Below are 14,926 nucleotides of genomic sequence, written 5' to 3'. Positions count from 1 at the left end.
GAATGTTACGCCTTCTAATGCCTTCTGGCTGTCTTTGTCCACTTTTGTAATATCTACTGAACCTTTATCTAACTGTTCATTCTCTACTTTTAATGATAAAACTTCTGTCATACCTTTTTTAATTTCAAACGATACTGGTTTTGCTAATTTTTTATATCCTGGTAAGCTTTCTACCTCTACTAGCTTATATTTTCCTACTGATAACTCTGAAACGTTTGCTTTTCCATCTTTATCTGTCGTTACTTTTGTTACTACTTTATCTTTTTCATCTTGCACTTCGAATGTTACGCCCGCTAATACTGCGCCACTTTCTTTGTCTACTTTTGTAATCTCTACTGAACCTTTATCTAACAGTTCGTTCTCTACTTTCAGTGATAAGACTTTCGTCATACCTTTTTTGATTTCGAATGATACTGGTTCCGTTAATTTTTTGTAACCTGGTAAGCTCTTCGTCTCTACTAATTTGTATTTTCCTACTGATAGATCTGAAACGTTTGCTTTTCCATCTTTATCTGTCGTTACTTCTGTTACTACTTTGCCTTTGTCGTCTTGAACTTCGAAGACTACGCCTTCTAATACTTTTTGACTATCTTTATCTACTTTTGTTACTTCCACATTTCCCTTGTCTAACATTTCGTTTTCTACTGTTAAAGCAAGAGATTTTGTCATGCCTTTTTCAATTTGGAAAGTAATCGGATCTACTAATTGTTTATACCCTTTTGGTGCCTTTACTTCTACTAACTTGTATGTGCCGACTGATAAATTAGTAACTTGTGCTTGTCCTTTTTTATCTGTCGTTATTTTAGCGACTACTTGTCCTGCTGCATCTTGAATCTCAAATACTGCATCAGCTAAAGCATCTTTATTTTCTTTATCTACTTTTGTAATTTCTACATTTCCTGTATCCACTAATTCATTTTCTACTGTTAGCTTTAGCGCTGTTACTCTACCCTTTTCAATTTCGAATGAAATTGGCTTTTCTAGTGGTTTGTATCCTGCCGGTGTTTCTACTTCCACCAACTCATACTTCCCAATAGGTAAATCTGAAACGTTTGCTTTTCCTTCTTTATCCGTCGTTACTTTCGCAACTACTTTTCCTTTTGAATCACGTACTTCAAATACAACATTTTCTAATGGAGCTTTACTATCTTTATCTATTTTTGTTATCTCTACATTCCCTGTATCCACCATTTCATTTTCTACTTTTAATGATAGAACCTCGGTCATGCCTTTTTTGATTTCAAATGATACTGGTTTTTCTAGCTTTTTATAACCAGGTAAACTTTCTACCTCTACTAATTCATACTTTCCTACAGGTAAATCTGAAACATTTGCTTTTCCATCTTTATCTGTCGTTACTTTTGTAACTTCATTACCCTTTTCATCTTGGACGATGAATGTTACTCCCGCTAACGGTGCTTTATTATCTTTATCTATCTTTGTTATCTCTACATTTCCCGTATCTAACATTTCATTTTCTATTTTTAATGATAGAACTTCAGTCATGCCTTTTTTGATTTCAAATAATACTGGATCTGTTAGTTTCTTATAGCCTGGTAAACTTTCTTTCTCTACTAATTTGTACTTTCCTACTGATAGATCTGAGATTTTTACTTTACCATCTTTATCTGTTTTTACTTCCTTTACTACTGTTCCAGCTTCATCTTGCACTTCAAAGACTACGCCTTTTAATGCTTTTTTGTTGTCTTTATCTACTTTTGTAATTTCTACTGAACCTTTATCTAACTGTTCATTTTCTACTTTCAATGATAGGACTGTTGTCATACCTTTTGTAATTTCGAATGATACTGGTTCTGTTAGCTTTTTGTAGCCAGGTAAGCTTTTCGTCTCTACTAATTTGTACTTTCCTACTGATAAATCTGAGATTTTTGCTTTACCATATTTATCTGTTTTTACTTCTGTTACTACTTTTCCTTGCTCATCTTGCACTTCGAAGACTACGCCTTCTAATACTTTTTGACTATCTTTATCTATTTTTGTAATTTCTACTGAGCCTTTGTCTAACTGCTCATTTTCTACTTTTATTGATAAAGCTTTTGTCATACCTTTTGTAATTTCAAATAATACTGGTTCTGTTAGATTTTTGTAACCTGGTAAGCTTTTCGTCTCTACTAATTTGTACTTTCCTACTGATAGATCTGAAACGTTTGCTTTTCCATCTTTATCTGTTACTACTTTTCTTACTACGCCATCTTTCTCATCTTGGACTTCAAATTCGACACCGGCTAATACTGCCCCGTTTTCTTTGTCCACTTTTGTAATTTCTATATTACCTTTGTCTACCATTGCATTTTCCACTTGTATTGGGAATATGCCGTCCCCTGTTACATTTACTTCGAACTCTGTTTCTTTTAATTGGTAGCCTTCAGGTGCTTTTGTTTCTTTTAAAATATATTTTCCTGGTGCTAATGGTTTAGAGATTGCCTTACCATCTTTATCTGTAACAATATGTTCGACTACTACACCGTCTTTTACTATATCAAACTCTGCATTTGCTAATGGTTTTTCACCATTTTCCGAATCAATTTTCTTTACTTCAATTTGACCCTTTTGCATAGTGTTTTTAATTTCAATTGTTTTTGTTTCTCCAGCTTGAAGTGTAACCTCTACTGGGCTTGTTAATTTTTGATATCCTTCTGGCGCCACTGTTTCATAAACTTTATACGTCCCAGGAGCTAAAGTTTGAGGTACTGAAAAACCTTTTTCGTCCGTTTTCAGTGTTGCAACAACTTCATTTGCACTATTTCGAACTTCAAATTCTGCACCTTTTAACCCTTTATTCGGATTCTCAGAATCTGTTTTATGAATCAATACTGTACCATCTTTTGGAGCTTCAGGCGGTGTAATAGTTACTTCTTTTGATGTTAATGTTTTATCATCAAAATGCAATTCCGCTTTATTAGGAATCTTCTTATCTACGTAAGAAGATAAGTCTGCATTATTTTTAATTTTCGCCTTGATACTAAGATTAATTATCTGGTCTTCATATGACTTATAGTCAAAACTCTCACCAAACGTAAATGTTACTTCACTTCTTTGTTTATCTATATTTAACGTTCCTTTAGAAGTAATATCTTGGCCATTTTGATCATACACTTTTGCCTCTAATACTTCTAAAACATCTTCTAAATCATCACTAATTACCATAGATGTGTATTTAGGAGGATCGTTCGGTATATGTGTACCAACTTGGTATTGAATAACTTGATCCATTTGTGTTAACTGCTCATTCTCTACAAGCTTGCCATTCTCATCAACTATATTTTTTTCAATGCTAGGTGGATTATTGTCACCTGAACCGGATCCTCCCCCACCACTTACAAATACTTGTCCTACTTTTTCTTCAGTTTTAATATTTTTACCTTCTAATTTCACAGTATTTTTATGAGGCTTTGCAGCAGGATTAGTAATCTTTGTTTTATATCTTAAAATATAACCTTTTGAACTGTCTGGAAACTCAATTGTAAATCCAGTCTTCGTTGCATTTATTTTAATGTTAGATAAATCTGCTGGCTTAATATTTGTTGGTGCATAACCATCTTCAAATACAGCCTCTTCTAATACTACGCTGTCTGTAATTAACTCATGCCCAGGTCCTAATGTATCTGTTAATTTAAGATCTTGCATTTCTGTTCCAGTTGCATTTACATATACAAGCCAATCAGCAATCGAAGGATCTTCTTGATTATAAGAACCCCATTTCAATAGATTATCTGTATTGGGCTGTGGCTTCGGTCTCTCTGTCGTATTACTTACATTTACTTCTTTATTGACGATTTGACCATCAACGTTAAATTCTAATGGAATTTCTTTAACACCATCATATGCTTCTAGACCAAAGTAGAATTCTACGAATAAAGAACCTTTAATGTTATTCTTTCCTTCTACGTAATCACCCATAGTACACGTTAATAGACCCTTTTTCATCTCACATGTACCAACTGTTTTTCCTTCAGCATCTTTTAAAGGAAAACTCATATTCATAAGGTCTTTTCGAAACTCTTTTGGCATATCAATTGTGAATTGATCTCCACTTTTTATTTTTTCTTTAGCTGACCACTTCACTTCTACTTTCATACCATCTGAGGCTTGATACGGTTCAGATGTCGTGCCGTCAGTACGGGAAATATTAATTTCGTCCACTGGACTTTTCATCACAGCAGCTTGAATAACTGGAGCCCACACATTCAGCACTGAAAATAATACTAGAAAAACTAATGAAACCATTGAAATATGCCTTTTAGTACTTTTCATTTGCATAGTTCCCTCCTATTTTTTTATATTTATATAACAAAAAAAGACCGTCCGGTTGCATCAAAAATGTGCAACCAGACGATCTTAGTAACCAATATGTATTACCGTAGACTCTAAGCTTTGCGGCCTATCCTTTCGAATAGTGTGCTAAAAATATCTTTTATTCTTTTTTTGTTTCATTTTCCTCTTAAACCAAATATTACTATACCGTCTGGACGGTTATAATTCAATACTCTATAAAATTGTTCTATTTTTCTAATAAAAAAAACAATTCACCACTACATTAAATAAGTAATGGTGAATTGTTTTCACATTATATAGTTCGTATATTCTATTTATATGAATTACCAATAAGAGCTTGAATCACTTTTTCTCTTAACTCGGGGCTTAGTCTGCCAACCCCTAAATATTCCGAATACCATAATCCATCTGCTGCTAATCTAATAATTGTTGCACAAACTGAATCTATCTCATCGTTTTCTATATTCTTTTGCAGTTGCTGAAATGATTGTTGTAATGGCTCAAGTAATTCAGGTTTTAACATGAATGCTGCCATCATACTACTAGACAACTCTTCTGTTCTTCTCTCATTACTTAATCTTTCCTCTACAAAAGAGCGAACCCATCTCCCTTTCTTCTCTGAGTCTTCCGCTACTTTATTGTAAATGGCCCCCTCATAATCCTCTACCCCTCTGACTATCATACCTTCTATTAAAGCTTCTTTATTTGAAAAGTGATACAATAATCCACCTTTACTTACACCCGCCTCTTTTGCCACTGCTTCTAAGGTTAATTTAGCAACCCCTTTACATTGCACAATTTGAGAAGCGGCCGCCAAAATCTTTTGCCGCGTTATGCTTATACTCATTCCTTTTTAAAACCCCATTTCTACTAAATTTATATAAATACGAATCTTATTTTTAATATTGTTGATTACTACTAAGTATTTTCTTTATACAACAAAAGCTTCATTACCTTTGAATTTTTAGTTACTTATTCTATTTAAAATTTCCATATCATTCAATATGATAACATTAAATACACAAAGTTGACTATACATCTATACTTTTGTATTTATTCCTAATATATCCATTAGTGAAATTTACTTTATCCCGCAACATGGATAAGTATATTTCATTTATGTTACTCCTTTTATTTTTCCTAAAAATAATTTTACCTATTTTTTAGACAGAGTCCTCAAAAAAGAAAACCACCTCCCCCTAAAGAATATAGGGAACAGATGGTTTATATGTTTTATTAGAAGGTAGTGCCTTCTTTTTTATAATATTCTTTTGAAATCTCTTCATAAAATGCGGCTGATGTCGCGTAGAAATAAGGTGCTAACCATAAGAAACCGATTCCTACAGTAAGAATACTTAAAATGAACCAACCTAAGAAACTTAAGCATAGTAAAAAGTAATCCATTTTATGCCCGTTCATCATACGACGACTTTCAGTAATCGCTTGATTCGCTGTATATTCTGGATGATCATTCAAAATAAAATATGTCATAGAATAAGAAAATGATTTAATAATACCTGGAATAATAAGAAGTAATGTCCATAGAGTCAAGTATACATACATTAATAAATATGTTAAAAACGACTTCATCAACTTACTTCCATCGCTAAACCATCTAAATATATGACCAATGCGAGCATCAGTCCCACGAATTGCATTTAAAACAAGATAATAGGCACCTATTGTTAATGGACCTATAACAAGCATTACAATAATACTTACTGTAAGTGAATCACTTGCTTCTTCCCAACCCCAAAATATCGAGAAAATACCTGTTGTTAGCATTTCAACAGCTCCAATAAGGATTCCAATTAATAAGGTTGCCCCTACCGCTAATCCCCATCTTCCTTTTAATGCATCAAGTGCTTCTCTTTTCAACTGACTTATCATATATAACCTCCTAATATTATTTCCATTTTATTATACCATTTATATCAAAAATCCCACATATTTCCCTAAAACAGAAGCATATTACCTTTTTTCATGCGTATTGATACATGTGTGCTGTAGTTGTACTAATAAATGGATTAAACCACTCTTTTCCCTATAACAAAAAAGCTTGCCCTTCATAATAGGCAAGCTTTCTCTGGTTATTTCTCATTTATTTTCTTCTTATACCAAGCCTGCATTCTCTCCGCATCTTCTACTCTCGTATGCTCTATTTTATAACTAGATGATGCACTAGAAAACTTATACGTACATAAACCTGCCCGGCGCTGGAAATAGGATTGCGTTTTCTCCATTGATTGGACGTGTCTTCTTCTAATAAGTCCTGTATATTTTCCGACGCTACGATAGACAAGTGTAATTTGTTCTCCGTTAACACTGTAACCATTTGTTTTAAATGTTGCGTAGCCAAGTGTAAAGATAAAGATTGCAAGCGGTAGTAATGCCCACATGATGTAATACTTTTCAAAATATATGCTTATTCCAGTAAGCGGGATTGCGAACATAGCGAAAAAGATGAAACTATCAATAAGATAGCGGCGTAATGCTGCTTTTGGTAACGAAGTAATATTTGCATTCAGTTCGTATGGTAATTGTAAATGCGCGAGTAACTGTTGCACTCGATCTTTTCGAATGATAGGATGCAGTGTAACTTTTTCTTCTTTTCCCTCACTTTGAATGACTTCTACTTGCACAGCACAATAACCGAACGGTTGGCGTAAAATGCCTTCTTTTATCGTAATCCCTTGAATACGGTGTAGCTTTAGTACGAGTTCTTTTCTTTCCAGTAGCCCTTGGCAAATACGGACTTCATCATTTTTTCGATTTACTGTGAAGTTACCGTGTTTTAACGCGTAGCCAATTGTAGATATCATCCAAGAAACAACAAGTAAAACAGCTACCATATAAATCCAGCCATATATATCGTGGTCCATTACATATGACGTCACACTATTTTTTATCCATTTCGGAATATACTCATCTACTTGGTGATAAACGAAAAAGATTAAAGAGAATAATACTCCAAATTGACCAGATGTAACAGACGCTATTAAAATCTCTTTCCACGTTAACTTGTACTCTGTCGTTTGCTTTTCCTCTGTAACGATTGCTTTTTCTACTGTATTTTCTGCTGCTTCGTCTAACGTTTTTTCTGCTTTCGCTTCTGGAGTTGGCTCATTTAGCAAAGTAATAAGCTCCGTCGCTTCTTCTACCGTAATTCCAGCTAAGCTAACTTCTGCTTCATCGCCTCCGCCAGCTGTTTCAATCTGAATTTTTTTCAAACCGAGTATTTGATATAGTACGTTAGAACTTGTATTAATCGTTTGAACACGTTCTTTATTTAAGTAGCTCTCCTTTTTCACGAAGAGACCTTTTTTCACATGTAATACGTTATTTTCAACCCAATATGTTGTGTAATACCATTTTTCAAACGCTGAAAAGACGGTGAGTAAACCGAATCCTGCGGGAATTAAATACCAAAACGGGAATTTTCCGTTTAAGCTAAACATAAAAATAATGAGTGGTATAAAATCTGTTATTTTTAATTCTAATAACATCGTGATTGGATGCTGCCTCTTATACATCCTCATCACTCACTTTCGCTAATTCTGCGATTTTCGTTTTCAACATTTCAGCTTCATACATCGTTAAACCTGGGATGCTATGAGAAGTTGCTGCTGTTGAAATGTGTAATTCTGCTAATCCGTATTTTCTCATAATTGGTCCTTGTTCAATCGTAACGTGCTGCACACGAATCATCGGTACTAATACACGCTTTACGACGAAAAGACCGTGCTGAATTTCAAGCTCTTCTTCATTTAGTTGGTAGCTGTAATAACGTTGACGTAGTTTCGGGAATAAGAAGTACGAAAATGGCGCGAACACAACTGTTAGCCCAATCATCACATACAAAATCCACGCCCACCAATCAAACTTTATCATGAGAAAAAGGTAAGCTAAAATGACGAGTATACCGATCCCTTCTTCAATTACAGCACGAACTTTCCACACCTTGACCATGTCAGGGTTAATTTCATTTTTCAATGGATCCATGTAACCACTCCAAATCTAGTAATCTAATATACGAATACTCTCAATCTATATTTTACATAACTTTACAGAAAATTAAAATTCAATCTTCTTTCCTCTCTGGAATAAAATATCCAAACCAAAGTAGCCAAATGAAACCGATTAACTTCATCCAACTTCCATCTGCTTGAAAAGCCTCTATCATACCTGGAATTTTATAAACTCCAATGAATCCAAGAAAACCGAGCCACCAGTTTTTTTGCATTTTCATTTTTACTCCTCCTTCATGACGCTTTTCACATTTCGAATCCAAATTTCTTTATATTTTAACTGAAATCCCATGAGCATATAATTGCTCATATTATCGATCACGAGCGCTAGCGTATGAGCATTTTCTTCCGTTGCATGTTGTGACACAACGCCCAGTCTCGCGCCTTTCTTCAATAAATCGTGGAAACCATGTAAGAAATCCTCTTGTATTTCAAATAATCGTTTCTGATACTTTTCATTTCGCGATGCAGTTACGATAAATTCATTGATAACGCGTAGTATTCCTTCTTGCCCTTCATACTCAGAAAGCATATGTAAACCATCTGCGATTAGCTTTTCTGCAAAGTTTTCTTTCGTATACTGCTCTTTATCGAAGTAATTTGCAAAATGATAATCAGAAAAAATCTCTTCAAATAAAAAATCAACTAACGCTTCTTTAGAAGAAAAATGATAATAAATAGCCGGTTTTGAAATACCTACCTCTTTCGCAATCATGGAAAGGCTCATCTTCTCAATGCCGTGCTCTGCCATGAGTTTAAATGATGCCTCTACAATGTTTTGTGATGTTTGTAAATTCTTTGTCATACTGTACCTCACTTATTTTTACTTACCGGTCGGTAAGTAAATTATAAAATGAAACTGAATAATTTGCAAGTTAATAAGAGTTTACACAGGAAGTTCTTGATAAAGTGAAACTTTAATCACCCTCCATAAACAGCGGGATAAAGGCGGCGATGAGGATGGTCACGATAATAAAAGCGGAGTTCCATCCATTATTGTACTCTTTATCATATTGATTGTAGTCGGAGTTGGCTATAGCGGAATTAACTTCTAAAAAAAGCATCCTAAATCACACATTTAGGATGCTTTTTTACTTTCTATTTAGCAATCGCATACGATAACAATTCATCGTCACTTCTCCAAGCCTTTGCAGCAATTGATAGTTCGCATACGCGCCGACCGGGGCACCGATTATGGGTACGAGCTGAAGCATTTTTGCTAAATCGATATAGTCTCGGTACTCTGTTTGGAACTTTTCCCAGTCCATATGATTTTCTTCTTCTGTATCCCATGTTTCGATTGCTTTCCATATTTCTTTTCGGTGGTCGTCACTTGAAAAGGCAAGCTGGAAAACGTGAAGGATAAAAAGGCGCTCTTCTTTGTCGCTCGTATCAAATCCGTACAATGTTGCTGCATCGAATAAAAATTTAATTTTAATGCCGAGTAAAAGCGGAAAGTCAGCAAGACCGAGGAGAATACCACCAGCTCCAGTCCCTGCTCCTTCTGCCGCTGCTATTTTTTTGTACTCATCCATTTTTTTACGAACTTCATCGTCACGTCTTTGCAGTGACCATGTCGTCTCTTTTAGCTTCGGCTTTATAAAGTTTGACCCGGCGCTAATTGTTTGTACCATCATCCGGATCGTCTCTGTTAGCACTTTTTGTACTTTCGCCGGAATGAGCTGTTGTACTTTCATCTGCACTTTCTTAGAGAACCGTGTCATCATAGAAGAATCTTTCATGAATGTAGCTTTCCACTGCTCCAGCTCTTTTATAACCTTTTCTTCATATGTAATCATAGGTTCATTCCCTTCAATTTAAACGCTCAATACGTTTCGCCCCGTATTGATAAACGAAACCGATACTAAATACTATGCTTACGACTAATAAAATTCCCGTCATCATGAAATCTTTCGTCGCAAAGGCGAATATAACTGTAAATACAATGCTGCCGATAATAAGGATTGCATTTAATAAGACAAGAAAATCTTTCTTCTTCTCTTCTCCCCTGACCGGATACAAATCAAGCCAAATCTTCATGCGGTGATGCTTCCATAAAGTTAATAGCTGATAGCCGATTAAGTATAGGAAGATAAAACTTACGATAAATCGCCCATATAAAAATGGAATGAAGTAAAGAATAACTCCTCCAAGAGCGAGCAAACGCACATATAATCCAAAATAGTTACCTGATCTTAAAAACGTTCTCGTATATAAGTATAAATATGTACGCTTTTCGCCGATTATCGACAGAATGAAATCCAGCCATTTTCGGCGAGATACTCTTTCTTTTAATGCTGGTACATCAACGAACATATTCGCAATTCGGTACAGCAGCATCATTTTCTTACCTTCTTCAGAAATTAAATACTCCCAGTTTAGCGGCTTTCCTTTTACCATTTGATGCATGATAGCAAGATATAACACCATGAGCAGAACGATTCCGCCAATGAAAAGAACTGAAGTACGTTCTACAAGGAAATATACAAATAAACCGTTTAGGATAAAACGAATAAACCAATCAGCCCTTTGTATATTTTGATCTGTTAAAAATGACTTTTCCCACGCTACAAATAAATTCCACGCTTTTACAATGACAAATGCGAGGACGATCCAAATGTATCCAGCACCTGTTTGCTTCATTTGTTGGAAGTATAACGGAGCAAGCGCAGCTGCTACGATTGCGATCATGTATAACTGAATCATAAATGTAAAAAGAAATGCCTTGGTGAAGTAAGGTTTTAACTTTTCTTCAACTGGCAGTAAGTAAACGAGATCCGCTTCTTTTAATAACGTTTGAATGGATCCAGCTGTTAACACGAGTCCAATTAATACTGCCATTACGAGCGCAGTTGGAAAGGAAGATGTTAACGTTTGTAACCATTGCTGGTAATAATACGCTCCCGCACCGATGATGAACACGAAAATAAATTTCAAATGATCATTAAATACGTATTTACTATATGTACGAACTTCTTTTAGAAAGTGACGAAATCGTTCTTTCCATAACGCTGTGCTATTCATAATCTTCTTCCTTTGTTAGCGCGATGTAAATATCATCTAACGTTGCACCTGGCATATTAAACTGTGATTGCAGTTCAGCTAATGTTCCCTTCGCTCTTACTTCACCTTGATGCAGAATAATGAACGAATCACAATAACGCTCTGCCGTCGCTAAAATATGTGTGCTCATTAAAATACCGGCTCCACTCTTTTTCATTTGATCCATCATTTGAAGAAGAGATTGAATTGCTAACGGATCTAATCCAACGAAAGGTTCGTCTACTATGTAAAGAGATGGCTCAACTAAAAACGCGCTCATAATCATTACTTTTTGTTTCATCCCTTTTGAGAAATGAGATGGAAACCATTTTAAACGATTTTTCATGCGAAATTCATGTAATAGTTGTCCTACACGTTCTTCATATTGTTTTTCATCGACGCCGTACGCCATCGCTGTTAATTTCAAATGCTCTTCTAACGTTAATTCATCATATAATACCGGCGTTTCTGGAATGAATGAAAAGCTAGAACGGTACGCTGTCATATCATCACGAATTGTTTTCCCATTAATTGTGACAGTTCCTTTTTTCGGTTCCATTAAACCGATAATATGTTTAATCGTCGTACTTTTACCAGCTCCATTTAAACCGATTAAGCCGACAAGTTCGCCTTTATTAACAGAGAACGAAACGTCTTTTAATACAGGTCGTTTCGTATATCCTCCTGTAACATTTTCTACACGCAATAACTCGCTCATACGACACCACTTTCTTCATTAGTATTCATTCTATATTCATCTTACCAAAAATTATGCTGTACTACATAGTATCCATGTACTCAAAAAAAAAATTTAAATTTATTAGCATATATTTTCCCGAAAGCGGACATCATAATTATTGAAGAAGGAACACATTGAAAAAGCAACCACCAATTGATGAGTACAACAACATAGTGAAGTCATCATGAAATGGGGTGTCCATGTTGGACAATGAAATTTACACATAACCAGATTATTTGTTTCATTTTCGAAACGGGGTGTCTCCGAAAGAGCATATACTGTTTTAAAAAATAAACAATTTCATTTTAAAAAAAGATTGCAATTCATTTCACTTGAAAATGGGGTGTCTACGGCAGAAACTTTAGCCGATTTACCGTGCATTTCTTAAATAAATGAGGTGTCTGCGAAACGTAAATTACGATAATGCTTTTTCAATCCCTCTTCAGAAAACAGGAAGCTGAGTCAGCTTCCTGTTTTTCGTGTTTGTTCTCTTATGTAATTATGGTAAAATACGGCTAAGGATATTTGAAAGGATGAGATCAATGAATCATACAGCAGACAATTGTATTTTTTGTAAAATCATTGACGGGCAAATCCCTTGCTCAAAAGTATACGAAGATGAACATGTGCTTGCATTTTTAGATATTAGTCAAGTAACAAAAGGACATACTCTTGTTATTCCGAAAGTTCACAAACAAGACATTTTTGCGTTAACGCCAGAAATCGCATCACACATTTTTTCTGTCGTTCCAAAAATCTCAAATGCGATTAAAGCAGAGTTTAATCCAGTTGGCTTTAACCTACTTAACAATAACGGTGAAAAAGCTGGACAAACTGTGTTCCACTTCCACCTTCATTTAATTCCACGCTACGGTGAAAAAGATGGTTTCGGTGCTGTTTGGAAATCACACCAAAATGAATACACTATGGAAAGTTTACAAAACATCGCAAGTACAATTGCAAATAGTGTGAAATAATGACACTATAAGAAGGCGTAATACATAACAAGCCACTTCCCTGAAGTCATCAAATTCCGCATGGCTTGTTTCTTCACTTAAAATGCTCAGGGATGATTGTTTGTGCATAGCACATATAAGAAAGATATGCATATTGTTTTACATCATGAATACGAACAAAAAATAAGGAGGTCTCCTTTTATGTCAAAAGCTAAATCCTTTATTACAGGTGTTATTTGCGGGGGAGCAGTTGCTGGACTAGCCGTTCTTTTCTCAACTCCTTCTTCTGGTAAAGACATGCGCGGCAAGTTAAAAGAAAAAGGAAATGATATTAAAAAGACTTTAGCTGATATTACAGCTGATACGAAATTATTAAAGCGTCAAATTGTTGAAACTGCTTCAGAAGGTAAAGAAGTGTTTCAAGAACTAAAAGATGACATGCAAGACACGCTTTCTAACTGGAAACAAGATATTTCTCAAAACAAGCGCCATATTGAGAAAGAAATTTTGGACATCCAAAAGTCAATTGAGAAACTGCAAGAAGCTGTTCCAGAAAAAGCGTAAACAAATTCCTGCTTAGTTTTTTGCATATAACAAATATTTTTTATATAAATTGACCTTGACACGGCATATCGTATAGATATGCCGTGTTTTTATGCATTTACAATATATGTTATCAATTAACATGTAAGGACAACGCATGTATTTACGACTCATAAAACGCTTCCATAGTTATGCATGATTTGTATAGAATGTCATTTTGTTAAAAAATTTTCACAATTCTTACAAAAAGACTTTATTAATTTTTATTTTACTGGCATAATAGATAGTAATGAAAAAGAATGTTAAAGTGGGTGAGTAAATGAAAAGTGGAGAAAAAGATTACTCGGTAAAAGAAGCGATGATTTTCAGCCAACGCATTGCTCAATTATCGAAAGCGTTATGGAAATGTGTAGAGAAAGATTGGCAGCAGTGGATTAAACCTTACGATTTAAATATTAATGAACATCATATTTTAACAATCGCTTATCATTTAAAAGGGGCTTCTATTTCTGAGATTGCTAAGTTTGGAGTTATGCACGTATCAACAGCGTTTAACTTCTCGAAAAAGCTGGAAGAACGCGGCTATCTTGTATTCTCAAAAAAGGAAGATGATAAACGAAATACGTACATTGAAATTACAGACAAAGGGGAAGAATTACTACTTCGCTTAATGGAAGAGTATGATCCTGAAAATAATTCAGTGTTTAATGGGGCTCTTGCACTTCGTAATTTTTATGGGAAGTTCCCAGAAAATATCGAACTGATTGCAATCCTGCGTAATATTTACGGACAAGACTTTATCGATATTTTTGAGAAATCATTAGAAGATATTGAAGAGAACTTTACAGAATCCGATCAAAAGTTAGTTAAGAAATAATCTATTTATTTTTTCGCAATCATGCTTAAGAATTCATTCATAAGCGGCTTAAATAAACCTTGTTTTGCTAGCGCTTCCGCAGTTTCGTGTACTTCGAGCTGATGTGGAAGCGCTTTTTCAAATTGATTTAACAGCGCATCGAACAAAAGAAGCCCTTCTGCTTTCTCCACTACATATTGCTCGTTCAGTTTTTCGCAAAGATTTAGTATACGTTCAATATCTTTTTTACGAGCTTTTTTCTTTATGATCAAAGAATAAAATGGACACTTCTCTTCATCAATCATTTTAAATAGTAGGTCTACGTAGTATTCAGCTTGTTCTAATCTTCTAACAACGTCCATTTTCTCCCTCACTTTCTAACACAAAGTCTTCTATTTCTGAATTTTGTAACACGAACAAAATATCGTGTGATACAATATATGTATATGTATTTTAGCCAAAAGGA

The 14,926-nt window shown here is 34.7% G+C and carries 15 protein-coding genes and 1 riboswitch; of the genes, 4 read left to right on the top strand and 11 right to left on the bottom strand.

Annotated elements, in window-relative coordinates; all coding sequences use genetic code 11:
* The 7 genes from C4S65_RS20030 to C4S65_RS20000 form a co-directional block, all read right to left on the bottom strand.
* The coding region (locus C4S65_RS20030; protein ID WP_103945411.1) for a SpaA isopeptide-forming pilin-related protein at positions 1-4,281 on the bottom strand (4,281 nt) is incomplete at its 3' end.
* A 60-nt stretch (positions 4,282-4,341) separates the two neighbouring features.
* A riboswitch (cyclic di-GMP riboswitch) is annotated at positions 4,342-4,434 on the bottom strand.
* Positions 4,435-4,606: 172 nt separating this feature from the next.
* A complete protein-coding gene (locus C4S65_RS20025) occupies positions 4,607-5,143 on the bottom strand; it encodes a TetR/AcrR family transcriptional regulator (RefSeq protein ID WP_000028019.1) in 537 nt (178 codons plus the stop codon).
* A 389-nt stretch (positions 5,144-5,532) separates the two neighbouring features.
* Positions 5,533-6,186, bottom strand: a complete 654-nt coding sequence (locus tag C4S65_RS20020; RefSeq protein ID WP_000625402.1) for a DUF975 family protein — start codon at positions 6,184-6,186, stop codon at positions 5,533-5,535.
* A 200-nt stretch (positions 6,187-6,386) separates the two neighbouring features.
* Positions 6,387-7,829 (bottom strand): PH domain-containing protein, encoded by a 1,443-nt coding sequence (locus tag C4S65_RS20015; protein WP_098838428.1) that lies wholly within the window; start codon positions 7,827-7,829, stop codon positions 6,387-6,389.
* On the bottom strand, positions 7,822-8,298 hold the full coding sequence (locus C4S65_RS20010; RefSeq protein WP_000371370.1) for a PH domain-containing protein: 477 nt from the start codon (positions 8,296-8,298) through the stop codon (positions 7,822-7,824). The genes C4S65_RS20015 and C4S65_RS20010 overlap by 8 nt, the downstream gene beginning before the upstream one ends.
* A 79-nt stretch (positions 8,299-8,377) precedes the next feature.
* Entirely contained in the window at positions 8,378-8,545 is a 168-nt protein-coding gene (locus C4S65_RS34515) for a hypothetical protein (protein WP_000783816.1), read from the bottom strand.
* Positions 8,546-8,547: 2 nt separating this feature from the next.
* A complete protein-coding gene (locus tag C4S65_RS20000) occupies positions 8,548-9,129 on the bottom strand; it encodes a TetR/AcrR family transcriptional regulator (protein WP_000164835.1) in 582 nt (193 codons plus the stop codon).
* A 115-nt stretch (positions 9,130-9,244) separates the two neighbouring features.
* Between C4S65_RS20000 and C4S65_RS35305 the strand changes: the two genes are divergently transcribed.
* Positions 9,245-9,379, top strand: coding sequence for a sporulation protein YjcZ (locus C4S65_RS35305; protein ID WP_097821138.1), 135 nt, complete (start codon positions 9,245-9,247; stop codon positions 9,377-9,379).
* A 36-nt stretch (positions 9,380-9,415) separates the two neighbouring features.
* Here the strand turns inward: C4S65_RS35305 and ecsC are convergent, their stop codons facing one another.
* The 3 genes from ecsC to ecsA are packed head-to-tail and all read right to left on the bottom strand — an operon-like array spanning position 9,416 to position 12,084.
* Positions 9,416-10,123, bottom strand: a complete 708-nt coding sequence (ecsC, locus tag C4S65_RS19990; RefSeq protein WP_097821135.1) for an ecs operon protein EcsC — start codon at positions 10,121-10,123, stop codon at positions 9,416-9,418.
* A 13-nt stretch (positions 10,124-10,136) separates the two neighbouring features.
* Positions 10,137-11,348, bottom strand: coding sequence for an ABC transporter permease EcsB (gene ecsB / locus C4S65_RS19985; RefSeq protein WP_097821136.1), 1,212 nt, complete (start codon positions 11,346-11,348; stop codon positions 10,137-10,139).
* Complete coding sequence (ecsA, locus tag C4S65_RS19980; protein WP_001292597.1) at positions 11,341-12,084, bottom strand: ABC transporter ATP-binding protein EcsA; 744 nt, start codon at positions 12,082-12,084, stop codon at positions 11,341-11,343. Before ecsA ends, ecsB begins: the two co-directional genes overlap by 8 nt.
* 563 nt (positions 12,085-12,647) lie before the next feature.
* On the opposite strand from ecsA, the gene C4S65_RS19970 reads away from it, so the two are divergent.
* The 3 genes from C4S65_RS19970 (at position 12,648) to C4S65_RS19960 (ending at position 14,481) form a co-directional block, all read left to right on the top strand.
* A complete protein-coding gene (locus C4S65_RS19970) occupies positions 12,648-13,082 on the top strand; it encodes an HIT family protein (RefSeq protein ID WP_098838427.1) in 435 nt (144 codons plus the stop codon).
* 180 nt (positions 13,083-13,262) lie between these two features.
* Complete coding sequence (locus C4S65_RS19965; RefSeq protein ID WP_000030302.1) at positions 13,263-13,625, top strand: YtxH domain-containing protein; 363 nt, start codon at positions 13,263-13,265, stop codon at positions 13,623-13,625.
* A gap of 298 nt (positions 13,626-13,923) precedes the next feature.
* Positions 13,924-14,481 (top strand): HTH-type transcriptional regulator Hpr, encoded by a 558-nt coding sequence (locus tag C4S65_RS19960; protein ID WP_000834924.1) that lies wholly within the window; start codon positions 13,924-13,926, stop codon positions 14,479-14,481.
* Positions 14,482-14,486: 5 nt separating this feature from the next.
* On the opposite strand, the gene C4S65_RS19955 is transcribed toward C4S65_RS19960, so the two are convergent.
* Positions 14,487-14,822 carry a DUF1878 family protein gene (locus C4S65_RS19955; protein ID WP_000383657.1) on the bottom strand — a complete coding sequence of 112 codons (336 nt, stop codon included), beginning with the start codon at positions 14,820-14,822 and terminating at the stop codon, positions 14,487-14,489.
* Between the last annotated feature and the right edge of the window lie 104 nt (positions 14,823-14,926).

Origin of the sequence: Bacillus sp. ok061, from assembly GCF_900108285.1 — a bacterium.
GTDB classification, from domain to species: domain Bacteria; phylum Bacillota; class Bacilli; order Bacillales; family Bacillaceae_G; genus Bacillus_A; species Bacillus_A thuringiensis_S.
Note: the sequence above shows the minus strand (reverse complement) of the source record. Positions and strands in the feature narration are given on the sequence as shown.

Bases quoted from the DNA above. Each gene is read 5' to 3' on its own strand.
- C4S65_RS20025 (WP_000028019.1), bottom strand. From the start codon at position 5,143: ATGAGTATAAGCATAACGCGGCAAAAGATTTTGGCGGCCGCTTCTCAA.
- C4S65_RS20020 (WP_000625402.1), bottom strand. From the start codon at position 6,186: ATGATAAGTCAGTTGAAAAGAGAAGCACTTGATGCATTAAAAGGAAGA.
- C4S65_RS20015 (WP_098838428.1), bottom strand. From the start codon at position 7,829: ATGTATAAGAGGCAGCATCCAATCACGATGTTATTAGAATTAAAAATA.
- C4S65_RS20010 (WP_000371370.1), bottom strand. From the start codon at position 8,298: ATGGATCCATTGAAAAATGAAATTAACCCTGACATGGTCAAGGTGTGG.
- C4S65_RS34515 (WP_000783816.1), bottom strand. From the start codon at position 8,545: ATGAAAATGCAAAAAAACTGGTGGCTCGGTTTTCTTGGATTCATTGGA.
- C4S65_RS20000 (WP_000164835.1), bottom strand. From the start codon at position 9,129: ATGACAAAGAATTTACAAACATCACAAAACATTGTAGAGGCATCATTT.
- ecsC (WP_097821135.1), bottom strand. From the start codon at position 10,123: ATGATTACATATGAAGAAAAGGTTATAAAAGAGCTGGAGCAGTGGAAA.
- ecsB (WP_097821136.1), bottom strand. From the start codon at position 11,348: ATGAATAGCACAGCGTTATGGAAAGAACGATTTCGTCACTTTCTAAAA.
- ecsA (WP_001292597.1), bottom strand. From the start codon at position 12,084: ATGAGCGAGTTATTGCGTGTAGAAAATGTTACAGGAGGATATACGAAA.
- C4S65_RS19970 (WP_098838427.1), top strand. From the start codon at position 12,648: ATGAATCATACAGCAGACAATTGTATTTTTTGTAAAATCATTGACGGG.
- C4S65_RS19965 (WP_000030302.1), top strand. From the start codon at position 13,263: ATGTCAAAAGCTAAATCCTTTATTACAGGTGTTATTTGCGGGGGAGCA.
- C4S65_RS19960 (WP_000834924.1), top strand. From the start codon at position 13,924: ATGAAAAGTGGAGAAAAAGATTACTCGGTAAAAGAAGCGATGATTTTC.
- C4S65_RS19955 (WP_000383657.1), bottom strand. From the start codon at position 14,822: ATGGACGTTGTTAGAAGATTAGAACAAGCTGAATACTACGTAGACCTA.